The following is a 13,614-nucleotide window of genomic DNA, read 5'->3' as shown; positions in this document are numbered from 1 at the left end:
CGCCGGGACACGTTTCGGGCATACCCTGCGGGTCGGGGCGCGGCTTGACGCCATGATGACCAGCACTCCCGTAACCCAGCAACAGCAGACCGACGGCCGGACCGTGCGCGAGGTGGTCGAGTTCAACCAGGAACTCGTCAACGAGGTCTGGTGCCGGCGCATCTTCCGCCAGATCCTGCAGTCGCTCGAACTGCAATACGCGATGCAGATGCCGCATCGCCCGATCAGTCCCGACACCATCCTGATCCTCGATTCCGGCGACCCGATGCTGCTGCCGACCCAGGACGTGAGCGCGGCCTGGTCCGAAGCCGGCGACCTGCACGACCTGGCCGCGGTGGTCCATTACGCCATCACCCGCGAATTCCCGCCGGCAGCGCCGCTCGCCGGCCGCAGCCTGGGCCTGCCTGGCGACTACAGCGACTCCTTCATGCAGGCCGTCGACCGCTGCCTGGCCACGGATCCGCAACAGCGCCCGCATACCATCGAACAATTGCGCAACCTGCTCGGCATCGTGCCGCTGGGCCCGGCCATCCCGGCTCCAGCCCAGGCCCCGGCCTCTACTGTGCCGCCCGAGCCGGCCGTATCCTTCCTGAAGGATCCCGCGCCCCTCGCCGAACGCGGCGGACTGCGGCGCTGGCTGCTCCTGATCGCCGCCGCGACGGTGCTGCTGGGCGCCCTCGGCGCCCTGTTCGCCCTGCTGCACCAGGCCGACTCGCGCGACACGGTGACGCTGGCGCTGCCGGGCGACACACCGGCCGTCACGGAAACGCCTGGCGCTGTGCCCGAAACCGAGACGCTAGCGACGCCGCCGGCGCCGGCCGAAGCTGCCGCAGCTGCCGCGCTCCCATCCGGACTGCCCGCCGACATGGTGCCGGCGCCGGCCATTGCCACCCCTGCTGCGCCGGCCCAGGCCCCGGTCCAGGCTGTGCCAGTTAAGCCTGCTGCCGCGGCTGCCGGGGCCACCTACAAGCTGGTGATCAAGCCCTGGGCCATGGTGCAGGTCGATGGCGTCGACCATGGCGCCAGCCCGCCGCTGAAGCGCCTGACGCTGGGGCCGGGCCAGCACACGATCCGCATCGTCAACCCGAACTTCCCCGAGCATACGGTGTCGGTGAACGCCGTCAAAGGCGCCACCGCCGTGATCGAAATGGACTTTACCGAAGAGGAGACGCCATGACGCCGCCAGCCCCACGCATCTTGCGCGCCTGCTTTCTCACCGCAACCGTACTGCTGGGCGGCTGCGCCCAGATCAAGCCGCAGATCGATGCGCTGTTCGGCGGGCGCGAACCGGCGCGGTCTCATCCGCGCGCCGAGGAGCGCACACGCCCGCGCGCGGAACGGGCCGAGCGCTACGAACGTCCCGCGCCGCGTCCCGACCGTTCGGCATCCGACCGCGACGACATCGCCCTGCGCGAAGGCATCGCGCTCTACCATGAGGGCGAATTCAATGCCGCCATCAAGCGCCTGAGCTCGGCCGACATGAACGGCGGCTCGGTGCGCAACCGCGTCACCGCCCTCAAGTACACGGCCTTCAGCTATTGCGTGACGAACCGCCCGGTGCCCTGCCGCCAGGCCTTCGAGCGGGCCCTGCGACTGGACGGGGCCTTCGACCTCGCGCCCGGCGAACAAGGCCACCCGCTGTGGGGGCCGGCCTTCGCCAAGGCGCGCCAGAACGCCGGCGGGCGCGAGGGCGCGCGCGAAGCGTCGCGCTGAGGCCGCTTACAGCTTGACGTTGATGCTCGCCGGGAAGGTCGGCGGGCGGCGGCGCTGCGAGGCCTGCTCGTAGGCGTAGGCCATGCCGATCAGGCTGGCTTCGCTCCAGGCGCTGCCGACAAACGAGATCCCCACCGGCAGTCCGCGCGTATAACCAGCGGGTACTGTAACGTGCGGATAACCCGCCACCGCGGCCGGGCTCGAGAAACTGCCGCCGTAGTGGTCGCCGTTGATGTAGTCGGTCAGCCAGGCCGGGCCGCCGGTTGGCGCCACCAGCGCGTCGAGCTTGTGCTCCTTCAGCACCTGGTCGATGCCCTCTTCGCGCGAGTAGCGCAGGTCGTTGGCGAGGGCCTCGCGGTATTCCTTGGCATCCAGTCCCGGCTTGGCCTGGGCGGCGATCAGGTGCTCCTGCTTGAAGTAAGGCATCTCGCGCGCCGCATTCTTCTCGTTGAAGGCAATCACGTCCGCCATGTTCTTGACGGGGGCGTGCGGCGCGTAGTTCTTCAGGTAAGACGCCAAGCCCGGTGCGAATTCATACAGCAGCACCTGCAGCTCGCTGTCGTTGTACTTGTCGACGTTCGGCACTTTCACGTCGACCAGGATCGCGCCCTGGGCTTTCAATACCGCCAGTTCCTGCTCGATGATGGCATCTACCGCGTCATTGCTGCCGAAGAAGTTGCGGGCGACGCCGATGCGCTTGCCCTTGAGGCCGTCCGTGCGCAGCGCCGCCGCGTAGTCGCTGATGTGGCGCCTGCTGTCGGCGGTCGCCTTGTCGTCCGCATCCGGGCCCGCCATTGCGGCCAGCATCAAGGCGGCGTCAGCCACGCTGCGGGTCATCGGGCCGGCGGTGTCCTGGGAATGGGCGATTGGAATGATGCCACTGCGGCTGAGCAGGCCCAGGGTCGGCTTGATGCCGACGATACCGCAGGAAGACGATGGCGAAACGATCGAGCCATCGGTCTCCGTGCCGACGGTAAGCGTGGCCAGGCTGGCGGCCGCAGCTGCGCCCGAGCCCGAACTGGAACCGCTCGTGTTGCGGTCGAGCGCGTAGGGATTCTTCGTCTGTCCACCGCGGCCACTCCAGCCGCTGACCGAGTTGGTCGACCGCATGTTGGCCCATTCGGACAAATTGGTCTTGCCGATGATGACGGCGCCGGCATTACGCAGCTGCGTCACGATGTGGGCGTCCTTCACGGCGCGTACGCCGTCGAGGGCGAGCGAGCCGGCGCTGGTGCTCATGCGGTCGGCGGTGGCGATATTGTCCTTCAGCAGAACCGGGATGCCATGCAGCGGCCCGCGCACTTTGCCGGCGGCGCGCTCGCGGTCCATGTCGGCGGCAATCTTGAGCGCATCCGGATTGGTCTCGATGACGGAGTTCAGGCGTGGCCCGGCCTTGTCGATGGCGGCAATGCGTGCCAGGTATTGCTTCACGAGCGAGGCCGAGCTTAGCTTGCCGGCCGTCATCTGCGCCTGTTGTTCACGGACGCCCGCCTCCAGGATGCCGCCCGCCGCCTTACTGGTGGCACCAACTGCTGCTGCCGTTCCCGCCACCCCGGCGGTGGCGCCTGCTACCATCCCCGCGCTGACGCCCAGCCGAACGAAATCCCTGCGCTTCATACAAGCCTCCGTGTCAAATAATGCATGAGCATAGCAGCAAAGTTACTCATGTGACACGGGTTCACCTAGCGGAAATGGCCTTGCGATTTCATTGCTGGCGCGGGCTGGCGCAGGACCTGTTCCAGTTGCATCTCCGTGGGGGAAAGAGCTTCCTTTACGCTATGAACAGAACGCGCCCCGTGCCGGCACGGCACGATAACGCCATCCTCGAAAACAGTTCTCCTGTAGCGGCAGAACATGCATACTTGCGAGTTGTGCATGGCTTCTCCTTTCAAACGTTTGGAGTGCCCGCTGCCCTGCTTGCGCAAGACCTGTTACCATTAGAAAGCGGAACACGATTCCGCATTATAAGCGGAACTTTGTTCCGTTTTATAGATTTTTTTATGCATACGACTCCAAACCAGCAAGATACCGCCTCGCCAGTCGAGGAAAACCAGCCGCGCAGCCGCCGTGCCGACGCCCAGCGCAACCTGCGTTCTCTGCTGGATGCCGCCATGGAGGTATTCGCCCAATCGGGCATGGATGCGCCGGTGCGCGAGATCGCCGAGCGCGCCGGCGTCGGTGTCGGCACGCTGTACCGCCACTTTCCCCAGCGTTCCGACCTGATCGTCGCGGTGCTGAAGTCGCAGATCGACGCCTGCGCCGATGCGGCGCCGGTATTGGCGGCCGAGTTCGAGCCACCGCAAGCGCTGGCACGCTGGATGGAGCGCTATGTCGACTTTATCGTCACCAAGCGCGGCCTGTCGAGTGCCCTGCAGTCGGACAGCGCCGCGTACGCCGCGCTGCCGGAGTATTTCTATGGACGCCTGCGCCCTGCCCTCGCTTCGCTGCTGCAGGCGGCGGTCGACCGGCAGCTGATCCGCCCCGGCTACGAAGCCGACGAACTGCTGCGTGCGGTAGCGACCCTGTGCAAGGCCAATCCTATTGAGGAAACGGCTGCCACCAAGCGCATGGTCGGGCTGCTGGTCGACGGCCTGCGCTGCACGCCGGCGTCCTGAGCCGATTGAACGGACGAAAAAAAACGCTGCCGAGGCAGCGTTTTTTTTCGAGCAGGCGGTCGATCAGTTACGGACGACGCGCTTGTATTCGTTGGTGCGGGTGTCGATTTCGATGACGTCGTCGGTGCTGACGAACAGCGGCACCATCACGGTGTGCTGCTTGGCTTCGATAGCGTTCTCGATCTTGGCTTCCTTCAGGACGTTGCCCGAGGTGTTGCCCTTGACAGCCGGCTCCGAGTACACGACCAGGCGTGCGATGGTGGTCGGCAGTTCGACCGAGATCGCCTTGCCGTCGTAGAACACGGCTTCGCATTCCATACCGTCTTTCAGGTAGTTGATGGCGTCGCCCATGTTTTCTTCTTCGATCTCGTACTGGTTGTACTCTTCGTCCATGAAGACGTACAGCGGATCGGCAAAGTACGAGTAGGTCACCGGCTTCTTGTCCAGCACGACCACGTCGAACTTGTCGTCGCCGCGGAACACGTTTTCCAGCGGTGCGTTGGTCAGAAGATTCTTCATCTTCCACTTGTAGGTGAAGCCCGTGCGGCTCGAACCGTTCACATCCGAACGCAGCACGATGAACGGCTTGTCTTCGACCATAATGATGTTGCCAACACGGATTTCTTTAGCGAATTTCATAGGTGTTTTACGTAAAAAGTAAGTTGCATTAAATCAGCGGTGGCTGGTGAGCGAAGAAAGCCTTGAAGCCTACGTTTGATCCTGGGTATTTCGTTACAGACTAACCGCGCATTATACCGGATTTTCCGAGGCAAGCCTCAGCGCGCGGGCAAAATCGAGCAGATTCGTCGCCAAATCACCATGGGCGAGCACTTCCTCCCGCCATTCTTCTGCACGCACGGCAAGCTGCGGCAAGGCGGTGTGCAGCTCCTGCCAGGCGGCCGGCATCGACGGGATCGGCTGGGCGCCGTTCCAGCCCAGCGAAAAGTGTTCAAGCGCATCGCCACCGGCGTAACGGCCGAGGAAGGCGCGCAGCTTCTTGTGGTGCAGGTTTTCGTCCTGCGGGTAGATGTGCCACACGAAAGGCCGGCCGGCCCACTGGGCGCGCACGAAGGAATCCTCGCCGCGCACGAAGTTCAGGTCGCAGGCCCACAGCAGGCGGTCGTAGTCGGGCTGGGGCACGAAGGGCAGCACCCGCAGCGTGAGCGCGCCACGGGTGGCGCTGCTGCCGGCAGTCGCGGCGGCGCCGATGAAGGCCTGTACCGCCTCGCTCGCCACGCCTTCCGGCACCAGGCAGGTAACGGGACGGGTTCCTTCCGACCAGGCGCGCAGCAGCTCGGCCACGGGGGCGTGCGGGTAGCAGAACAGCGATACCTTGAGCGCGTCCATCTCAGGCGCCGTTACGCCAAAACGCGCGAGGAAGCCGGCCATGGCGGCAGGGTCGGACTGGAAGGCGGCGCGCGCCTCTTCGAGCCCGGCCTCGTGGATCAGGCCGCCGGTCTTCGCGGTAAAGCCCGGGAAGAAGAAATGCTTGGTCAGCTTCAGGCGCGGATGCATCGAAGGCAGGCGGTGGCAGCCTTCCACCCACTCTTCCGCCGTCAGGCCTTCGAGGTTGAACCACACCGGGCGCGGGCTGCGCTGCGCCATCGCGGCGACGTAGCCGGGCGGGATGTCGACCGCGAAAAATTCGATGACGATGTCGGCCACCTCGTCGGGCAGGAAGCTGCCTTCCTGGTCGCGCCAGTGGATGACCTGCACGCCCTCAACCTCCTGCGCGGCTGCGTTCGGATCGACCTCCGGGCAGATGTGGCGGAAGCTGCGCAGGTCGTCTACCCACAGGTGCACGCGCACGCCGTGCTCGCGCCACAGCTGGCGCGCGAGGCGCCAGCAGATGCCGATGTCGCCATAGTTGTCGACGACCTTGCAGAAGATCGCGAGCGTGGGTGCGCGGTTGAAAGAATCGGGAAGGCTCATGCAGGAAGGCGGGAGGCGTCGAAAGCCCGCCATTCTACCTCACTCGACGGGCAGTTTCTCCCGCAACAAAGGCCGCGCGTATAAGCCCTGCGGCAGCAGTTTGCAAGCGCGGGGCGCAGGTTCTCTGCGCTATCGCAAGGGGTGCCGCAAGCGGCCGGCAATCTCCATCATGCCCGCAAACTTCACTACCCACCCCTAGTCCAACGCCTACCTGCAGGGAGCCCGGCCGAATGAACCCGGCCCCTGCGCTCCGTTCGCGCCCGACCTTACCCGGCGCGCGAATGCCATGTACGCAGTCGCCCGCGCCAGGCGCGTAAGGGCGTCGGCACCGTCATGTCCTGCTTGCCAGGCCTGCGGTGCCGAACTGATGCCGGCGGCCGCACTCACACGAAGGAGTTGACTATGAACGAATACCAGCAATACGGCATTGGCCAGGGCCAACTGGCACCCCAGGCTTTCCTGGGCGGCATGTTCGGCGCACCGCTGGGCGGCGCGATCGGGCGCGGCATCGGCGGTATCTTCGGCAACCCCAACCTGGGCAGCCGCATCGGCCAGATCGCCGGCGGCATCGGCGGCGGCCTGCTGCCCTTCGGCGCCGATCCGGTGAGCGCTGCCTATGCGAGCCAGCCGCAACAGCTTCAGCAACTGCAGCAGCTCCAGCAATTGCAGCAACTGCAGCAGCTGCAGCAACAACAGCAGCAGCAAGCCCAGATGGGCCAGCTGGCGCCGCAGGGCTTCGTCGGCAACCTGTTCAGCCAGTTCGGCAAGCCCGCCGGCGGCCTGATTGGTGACCTGACCGGCAGCTCGACCATTGGCAACGTGGCCGGCAGTGTTCTCTCCGGCCTGGGCGGCCTGCTGCCCTTCGGCGCCGATGCGAGCGCTGGCGGCGTGCAAGGCGCCGGCATCCAGCAGCACCCGGTGGTGCAGCAGCTGCAGCAACTGCAGGTCCAGCAGCAGCAACTGTTGCAGCAGCTGCAGCAGGTCCAGCAGCAGCAGGCCGTGCTGCAGCAGCAGCTCGCCGCCGAACAGCAAGGGGGCCAGGTGGCGCCGCAGGGCTGGTTCGGTAACGTGATCAAGCGGGTTGCGCAGCCGGTGGGCGGCTTCATCGGCGGCCAGTTCGGCAACCAGGCCCTGGGCAGCACGATCGGCGGCGTTGCCGGCCAGCTCGGCGGCATGCTGCCGTTCTCGGCCGACCCGTGGACGACCTACGCCCAGCAGGCACAGATGGGCGCACAGCAGACCATCCACTAAGCGTCCGTGCCACCACCCGCCTCCCCCGTGGGAGGCGGTTCTATCCAAGGAGGTTTGTCCATGCCGAGTTCCACCAGCGCGCCGGACCAGGGCCGCAGCAGCCGCTACATCGTCCGCGCCGCCGCCGACAGCCACGCGCTCGGCGCCTTCATCGACAGCCTGGGCGCGCAGCCTGCCATCCGCCTGGTCGACACGATCGGGCCCGCCGGCGGGCCGCCGCACACCGTCGTGGTCGAGACCGATCACGACACCGCCGAGCAGCTCAAGCGTCGGACCCTCAACCAGTTAACGATCGAGCCGGACCAGCCGCTGTCGCTGTTCGACTAGCGCACCCAGTTCGCCAGAAAAGGAAACACCATGCCAAAGACTCCCCTGGGCGCAGGCGAGCAGCCGGGGCAGCCGCCTGACGGCGCCGCCGAGACCCGCCCCAGCGCCGACGAAAGCGCGCGCACGCGCGACGCAACGCGTGGCCGCGCCGTGGCCGAACGCAAGAAAAAATACCTGGTGGCGCCGCGCAGCCTGCCCGCCACTGCCGGCTTCCTGGCGCCGCAGGCCCTGGTGCCGAGCCTGTCGCTGTCGTCCGTGCAGCAGGCGCTGCAGAACCTGGGCGACATCGACATTGTCGACACCGTCGGCGCGCGCAGCAACATCGGCGCCTCCAGCATCGGCGGTATCGGCGACGGCGGCGCGGACGACGGCGTGCTGGTGGCGCGCATGACCGACCAGAAGGCCGGCGAGCTGCACCAGCGCGGCCAGGGCCGCCTGATCGTCGAGCGCGACCAGCACCTGCAACTGCTCGACCCGATGCTGCGCCGGCCCGACCTGGTGTCCTCGCTGACGCCCTACAGCGGCCCGGTGACCGAGGTCATGGTCGCGGTGGTCGGCAGGGACGGTGCGCCGCTGGCGGATGCCGAAGTGTCGCTGTTCGGCGGCCTGCTGCCGAGCACCGCCGTTACCGGTCCCGACGGCACCGCGCAGCTGAAGCTGTACGGCGAGGACACACACACCATCAGCGGACTGTACGTCAAGCCGCGCGCCGACCACTGGAGTTTCTACCAGCGCGACCCCGACATCAGCCTGAATGAACCGAACCTCGTCATGCTGCGTCCCCTGTCCGACTGGCCGGCCCTGCAGAACCTGCCGCGCCAGAACACGCTCGGCTGGGGTGCGCGCGCCATGCGCCTCGACCAGGTGCCGCCTCCCTTCCGGGGCCAGGGTGTCCGGATCGCCGTCATCGATTCCGGCGTCGCTACCACGCACGGCAACCTCAACCGCATCCGGGCCGGCTTCGACGTCATCAACAAGGCGGTCGACCGCACTACCTGGAACACCGACACGCTCGGCCACGGTTCCCACTGCGCCGGCGTGATCGGCGCCGCCGATCCGGCCTGGGGCATCCGCGGCTTCGCGCCGGAAGCGGAGATCCACGTCTGCAAGCTGTTCCCGGGCGGGCAGATCAGCCAGCTGATCGATGCGCTGGAATACTGCATCGACAACCAGATCGACGTCGTCAACCTGAGCCTGGGCGGCAGCGGCCCGTCCGAGGCCCTCGAGCGCCAGATCCTGCGCGCCAGGCAGGCCGGCGTCGCCTGCATCGCGGCCGCCGGCAATTCCGGCGGGCCGGTGCAGTATCCCGCCGCCTCGCCCCACGTACTGGCCGTGGCCGCCATCGGCAAGATCGACGAATTCCCGCCCGACAGCTATCACATCGAAACCGTCGGCCAGGACATCGATCCACAGGGCTTCTACACGGCGCGCTTCAGTTGCGCCGGGCCGCAGGTGGACGTGTGCGCACCGGGTGTCGCCATCGTCTCGTCGGTGCCACCGAATAATTTTGCCGCCTGGGACGGCACCTCGATGGCGGCGCCCCACGTGACCGGCCTGGCGGCGCTGGTGCTGGCTCACCGGCCCGAGTTCCAGGGACTGTTGCGCGCACGGTCGGCGGAACGGGTCGAGCGCCTGTTCCAGGTACTGCGGCTGAGCGCACGGCCGGTGACGCTGGGGGATCCGACACGCATCGGCTACGGCATGCCGGATGCGCTGGTAGCCCTCGGCCTGTCGATGATGCCCGGCCAGCAGGCGGGGCAGTGGCAGATACCGGGGATGGGTGTCGCGATGGCGCCGGGAATGATGGCAGGTGACAATGGCGTACGCTACCCGGCCGGCTTTGCGGCACAGCAGGCGGTCGGCATGCCGGGCTTCCCGTTCGGACTCGGACCGGGCGGGCTGCACCCTTCCGGCTGGTAAGCGGGTAAGGCAGGAGGCAGGACGGGTAAGCTCAGCAGCAGCTGCAAAGCGCATCCGTCCGCACTTGTCCGCCTCAACAGCGCAGGGTGCCGGAGGGCGGCAAGCGTGGCATGGCGCCGTGTGCCTTGCTGTGTGATCGAGGGGAAATGCAGCGCCTGCGAGGCGTGATGGAGGCGCATCGAAACCGACGCACCAAAAGAAAAACCGGAGCACCTCTCCGCGCATGCGCGTTGGTCTACTCCGGTCTTGACTGGCGTCCCCACGGGGATTCGAACCCCGGTACTCACCGTGAAAGGGTGATGTCCTAGGCCTCTAGACGATGGGGACCTAAAACTGTCTGCTGCTTTACTACTATCCGCTGCACCGCACCGCGGCATCAACGTACTATTACCAAATTCTTGGCGTCCCCACGGGGATTCGAACCCCGGTACTCACCGTGAAAGGGTGATGTCCTAGGCCTCTAGACGATGGGGACCCTGGACTGTCAGAACTGTTGTTTTTCCTACGTGGTGGAGGTAAGCGGGATCGAACCGCTGACCTCTTGCATGCCATGCAAGCGCTCTCCCAGCTGAGCTATACCCCCTACGGGAAAACAACATTCTAACATACTGCGACTACTTCTTACTACGGCGTGCCGCTGGTTGCACGCCGCCGGAATTCAGTCTGAACCAAATCCCTGGCGTCCCCACGGGGATTCGAACCCCGGTACTCACCGTGAAAGGGTGATGTCCTAGGCCTCTAGACGATGGGGACCTTGGAACTACCGTACTGCCTTGCTACTTACTGCACTTCAGAGTTTGGTGGAGGTAAGCGGGATCGAACCGCTGACCTCTTGCATGCCATGCAAGCGCTCTCCCAGCTGAGCTATACCCCCTCTTTTCACACTGTAGCTGCTGCTTCTTTACTACCATGTGCTGCTGAAGTGCGAGCATTATAGCGGAGCGCCTTGCATTTCGCAAATACCTGTTTTCAGAAAATGCGCGCTCCACGAATAAAGCATTAGAGGTACTTTGCCACGCGGGCCAAAACAACGTCGCGCCCGAACAATTCAAGCACCGCATCGATGGCCGGCGTCTGCAGCTGGCCGGTGACGATCAGGCGCAACGGCATCGCGATCTGCGGCATCTTGAGGCCGTGTGCGGCGAGCACTTCCTTGAACATGGCGGCGATCGCGGCCTTGTTCCATTCCACGTCCTTGCAGCGCTCGGCGAAGGTCGCCAGGGCCGGACGCACCGCATCCGTCAGGTGCTGGTCCAGCAGCGCCGCGTCCGGCTTCGGTTCGCGGTAGAACAGCATGGCGGTATCGGCCAGCTCGTTGATGGTGTTGGCGCGGTCCTTCACCAGCGCAATTACGGTCGGCAATGCCGGCGCACCCTCGAACTGCGCGCCATCGCGCTCGAGCACAGGACGGGCCAGTCCCGCCAGGCGCTCGTTGTCGGCCTGCTTGATATAGTGGTTGTTCAGCCAGGCCAGCTTTTCCGGATTGAACTGCGCGGCCGAGGCGGTCAAGTGTTCCAGGTTGAACCACTCGACGAACTGGTCCATCGAGAAGATCTCGTCGTCGCCGTGGCTCCAGCCCAGGCGCGCCAGGTAGTTCAGCATTGCCTCCGGCAGGTAGCCCTGCTCCGGGTACTGCATGACGCTGACCGCGCCATGGCGCTTGGACAGCTTCTGGCCATCCGCGCCCAGGATCATCGGCAGGTGGCCGTACTGCGGCAGCTCGGCGCCGAGCGCGCGCAGGATGTTGATCTGGCGCGGCGTGTTGTTCACGTGGTCGTCGCCGCGCAGCACGTGGGTGATCTTCATGTCCCAGTCGTCGACCGACACGCAGAAGTTGTAGGTCGGGGTGCCGTCGGGGCGCGCGATGATCAGGTCGTCGAGTTCTTTATTGGCGATGGTGATCGGGCCCTTGACCACGTCGTTCCAGGTGACTTCGCCGTCGAGCGGGTTCTTGAAACGCACCACCGGCTTCACGCCTTCCGGCACAGCCGGCAGGGTCTTGCCCGGTTCCGGGCGCCAGGTGCCGTCGTAGCGCGGCTTTTCGCCGGCGGCGCGCATGCGTTCGCGCATCGCCTCGACTTCTTCCGGCGAGCAGTAGCACAGGTAAGCCGTGCCCTGCTCCAGCATCGAGGCCACGACCTCGCGGTAGCGGTCCATGCGCTGCATCTGGTAGAACGGGCCTTCGTCGTGCGACAGGCCGAGCCACTGCATGCCGTCCAGGATCGCCTGCACGGCTTCCGGCGTCGAGCGTTCGAGGTCGGTGTCTTCGATGCGCAGGATGAAGGTGCCGCCGAAGTGGCGTGCATAGGCCCAGGAATACAGCGCGGTGCGGGCGCCGCCCAGGTGGAGGTAGCCGGTCGGGCTCGGGGCGAAACGGGTGCGGACGGTCATGTCAGGATGCAAAAAAGGGAAAGGCGTTATTCTACTCCCTCGCCATCGGCGCGCGCACCCCGCACCGCCCTGCCCGCTGCGTTCAGGCCGCCGCGCCCCGACGCAGCAGCGGCCGCGGGGCGGCCAGCGCCCGCCGCGCCGCCGTGCCCAGTAACTGCGCCGCGCGCCGGATCTGGGCCGGCGTATGGCGCGCCATCAGCTGCAGGCGCAGCCGCGCCGCGCCCAGCGGCACGCCGGGGAATTCCATCGGATTCACAAAGACCTGTTCACGCGCCAGCAGCATGCCGGCGATGCGCGTGGCCGCTTCGGAACCGAGCAGCAGCGGGACGATCGGCGACGCCTCGCCAAGGCAGCGCAGGCCTTCCTCCTGCAGCAGCGCGCGCAGCTCGACCGCGTTGCGCATCAGGTCCGCGCGCAGCTTCTCTCCTTCGGGGGCGGTTACGATTTTCAAGCATTCCAGCACCGTGGCCGCCTGCACCGGCGACAGCGCGTTCGAGAACATGTGGGGACCTGCGAACAGCTGCAACTGGCGCCGCACGCTGCGCTCATTGCAGGCGACGAAGCCGCCGTTCGAGGCGAAGGTCTTGGAAAAGGCGCCCATCACGATGTCGATCTTGCCCAGCATGCCCTGGGCCCCGATCACGCCGGCGCCGCCCGGACCCATGGCGCCCAGGTCGTGCGCCACGTCCACCAGCAGCGTGGCGCCGTACTCGCGGCACAGGTACTGGATCAAGGGCAGGTCGGGGCTGTCGGAGTCCATGCTGAACAGGCCTTCGGTGACGACCAGGATCGCGCCGTTGGCGTCGACCGCACGGATCCCCGCCAGCAGCTCGCGCAGGTGGTCGCAGTCCAGGTGCCGGAACGCCGCCACGTTGCGCGTCGCCGCCGCCGCACCCTGGCGCAGCGAAGCATGGGCCAGGGTGTCGATCAGCACGTGGTCGGCGCTGTGGACCAGGCTTGTCACCGCCCCGAAGGCGGCGCCCCAGCCGGTCGGGAACAGCACCGCGTGCTGGCAACGCAGCAGCGTGGCCAGTTCCTGCTCCAGCGCGGCGGAATAGCGGCTGTTCCCGAGCAGGATGGCCGAGCCGGCGCTGTGCGGCCCGCATTCGGCCAGCACGCGCATGGCGGCGTCAAGCACCCGCGGGTGCGCGGCCAGCGACAGGTAGTCCTGCGAAGCGAAGTTGATCCCCTGGGCCGCCGCCAGCCCGTCCCCCTCGACCGTGGCCAGCGGCCCCGGTGGACCCGACAGCAGTCGCGCATACGGCCACACCCCGTGGCGCATGCGCAGCGCGCACCAGTCCTCGAGCGGCGCGGCGCGGCGCAGCAGGTCGGGGCCGCGCGGCTGGCGGTACAGGGCGACGTTGCCGCCCAGGGCGCCGGAGGCGGCCAGCGCATCCAGGTCGTGGGCGGGGTCAAACGGAATCGGTTCGTTCAGCAAGGTAGGCCTCCGGCACAAGAATGGGTG

11 protein-coding genes and 5 tRNA genes are annotated in these 13,614 nt (G+C 66.5%); 6 read left to right on the top strand and 10 right to left on the bottom strand.

All coding sequences use genetic code 11. The features are described from left to right. Positions 1 to 52: 52 nt before the first annotated feature. Together LK539_RS16520 and LK539_RS16515 are read left to right on the top strand one after the other, a co-directional pair. Positions 53 to 1,177, top strand: coding sequence for a hypothetical protein (locus LK539_RS16520; RefSeq protein WP_227802156.1), 1,125 nt, complete (start codon positions 53 to 55; stop codon positions 1,175 to 1,177). Continuing rightward, entirely contained in the window at positions 1,174 to 1,713 is a 540-nt protein-coding gene (locus LK539_RS16515) for a TssQ family T6SS-associated lipoprotein (protein WP_227802155.1), read from the top strand. The genes LK539_RS16520 and LK539_RS16515 overlap by 4 nt, the downstream gene beginning before the upstream one ends. A gap of 6 nt (positions 1,714 to 1,719) precedes the next feature. On the opposite strand, the gene LK539_RS16510 is transcribed toward LK539_RS16515, so the two are convergent. Then, on the bottom strand, positions 1,720 to 3,330 hold the full coding sequence (locus LK539_RS16510; RefSeq protein ID WP_227802154.1) for an amidase: 1,611 nt from the start codon (positions 3,328 to 3,330) through the stop codon (positions 1,720 to 1,722). 383 nt (positions 3,331 to 3,713) lie between these two features. Here LK539_RS16510 and LK539_RS16505 point away from each other — a divergent pair, with 383 nt between their 5' ends. After that, positions 3,714 to 4,328 (top strand): TetR/AcrR family transcriptional regulator, encoded by a 615-nt coding sequence (locus tag LK539_RS16505; protein WP_227802153.1) that lies wholly within the window; start codon positions 3,714 to 3,716, stop codon positions 4,326 to 4,328. A 63-nt stretch (positions 4,329 to 4,391) separates the two neighbouring features. Here the strand turns inward: LK539_RS16505 and LK539_RS16500 are convergent, their stop codons facing one another. Both LK539_RS16500 and earP read right to left on the bottom strand, forming a co-directional pair. Further along, complete coding sequence (locus tag LK539_RS16500; RefSeq protein ID WP_227802152.1) at positions 4,392 to 4,967, bottom strand: elongation factor P; 576 nt, start codon at positions 4,965 to 4,967, stop codon at positions 4,392 to 4,394. Between the two features lie 111 nt (positions 4,968 to 5,078). Further along, a complete protein-coding gene (gene earP / locus LK539_RS16495) occupies positions 5,079 to 6,260 on the bottom strand; it encodes an elongation factor P maturation arginine rhamnosyltransferase EarP (protein ID WP_227802151.1) in 1,182 nt (393 codons plus the stop codon). Positions 6,261 to 6,662: 402 nt separating this feature from the next. On the opposite strand from earP, the gene LK539_RS16490 reads away from it, so the two are divergent. From LK539_RS16490 to LK539_RS16480, 3 genes are read left to right on the top strand one after another with little or no spacing between them, the layout of a single operon-like run. After that, positions 6,663 to 7,511, top strand: a complete 849-nt coding sequence (locus tag LK539_RS16490) for a hypothetical protein (protein ID WP_227802150.1) — start codon at positions 6,663 to 6,665, stop codon at positions 7,509 to 7,511. A 60-nt stretch (positions 7,512 to 7,571) separates the two neighbouring features. After that, positions 7,572 to 7,838: a hypothetical protein gene (locus LK539_RS16485; protein ID WP_227802149.1), complete on the top strand. Its 267-nt coding sequence runs from the start codon at positions 7,572 to 7,574 to the stop codon at positions 7,836 to 7,838. Between the two features lie 30 nt (positions 7,839 to 7,868). Continuing rightward, complete coding sequence (locus tag LK539_RS16480) at positions 7,869 to 9,758, top strand: S8 family serine peptidase (protein WP_227802148.1); 1,890 nt, start codon at positions 7,869 to 7,871, stop codon at positions 9,756 to 9,758. A 251-nt stretch (positions 9,759 to 10,009) separates the two neighbouring features. On the opposite strand, the gene LK539_RS16475 is transcribed toward LK539_RS16480, so the two are convergent. From LK539_RS16475 to LK539_RS16445, 7 genes are all read right to left on the bottom strand, one after another. Beyond that, positions 10,010 to 10,085 (bottom strand) — tRNA-Glu (locus tag LK539_RS16475). A 72-nt stretch (positions 10,086 to 10,157) separates the two neighbouring features. Next, positions 10,158 to 10,233, bottom strand: a tRNA-Glu gene (locus LK539_RS16470). Between the two features lie 32 nt (positions 10,234 to 10,265). Then, positions 10,266 to 10,341, bottom strand: a tRNA-Ala gene (locus LK539_RS16465). 94 nt (positions 10,342 to 10,435) lie between these two features. Then, a tRNA-Glu gene (locus LK539_RS16460) sits at positions 10,436 to 10,511 on the bottom strand. Positions 10,512 to 10,556: 45 nt separating this feature from the next. After that, positions 10,557 to 10,632, bottom strand: a tRNA-Ala gene (locus tag LK539_RS16455). Between the two features lie 125 nt (positions 10,633 to 10,757). Then, positions 10,758 to 12,149 (bottom strand): glutamate--tRNA ligase, encoded by a 1,392-nt coding sequence (gene gltX, locus LK539_RS16450; RefSeq protein WP_227802147.1) that lies wholly within the window; start codon positions 12,147 to 12,149, stop codon positions 10,758 to 10,760. Positions 12,150 to 12,231: 82 nt separating this feature from the next. Continuing rightward, positions 12,232 to 13,587 carry an aminotransferase class I/II-fold pyridoxal phosphate-dependent enzyme gene (locus tag LK539_RS16445; RefSeq protein ID WP_227802146.1) on the bottom strand — a complete coding sequence of 452 codons (1,356 nt, stop codon included), beginning with the start codon at positions 13,585 to 13,587 and terminating at the stop codon, positions 12,232 to 12,234. Positions 13,588 to 13,614: the final 27 nt, after the last annotated feature.

It is taken from the genome of Massilia sp. IC2-476 (assembly GCF_020707295.1).
GTDB lineage: Bacteria > Pseudomonadota > Gammaproteobacteria > Burkholderiales > Burkholderiaceae_D > Telluria.
The sequence above is the reverse complement of the archived record's forward strand: the minus strand, read 5'-3'. Positions and strand labels throughout refer to the sequence as shown.

Bases quoted from the DNA above. Each gene is read 5' to 3' on its own strand.
- LK539_RS16520 (WP_227802156.1), top strand. From the start codon at position 53: ATGATGACCAGCACTCCCGTAACCCAGCAACAGCAGACCGACGGCCGG.
- LK539_RS16515 (WP_227802155.1), top strand. From the start codon at position 1,174: ATGACGCCGCCAGCCCCACGCATCTTGCGCGCCTGCTTTCTCACCGCA.
- LK539_RS16510 (WP_227802154.1), bottom strand. From the start codon at position 3,330: ATGAAGCGCAGGGATTTCGTTCGGCTGGGCGTCAGCGCGGGGATGGTA.
- LK539_RS16505 (WP_227802153.1), top strand. From the start codon at position 3,714: ATGCATACGACTCCAAACCAGCAAGATACCGCCTCGCCAGTCGAGGAA.
- LK539_RS16500 (WP_227802152.1), bottom strand. From the start codon at position 4,967: ATGAAATTCGCTAAAGAAATCCGTGTTGGCAACATCATTATGGTCGAA.
- earP (WP_227802151.1), bottom strand. From the start codon at position 6,260: ATGAGCCTTCCCGATTCTTTCAACCGCGCACCCACGCTCGCGATCTTC.
- LK539_RS16490 (WP_227802150.1), top strand. From the start codon at position 6,663: ATGAACGAATACCAGCAATACGGCATTGGCCAGGGCCAACTGGCACCC.
- LK539_RS16485 (WP_227802149.1), top strand. From the start codon at position 7,572: ATGCCGAGTTCCACCAGCGCGCCGGACCAGGGCCGCAGCAGCCGCTAC.
- LK539_RS16480 (WP_227802148.1), top strand. From the start codon at position 7,869: ATGCCAAAGACTCCCCTGGGCGCAGGCGAGCAGCCGGGGCAGCCGCCT.
- gltX (WP_227802147.1), bottom strand. From the start codon at position 12,149: ATGACCGTCCGCACCCGTTTCGCCCCGAGCCCGACCGGCTACCTCCAC.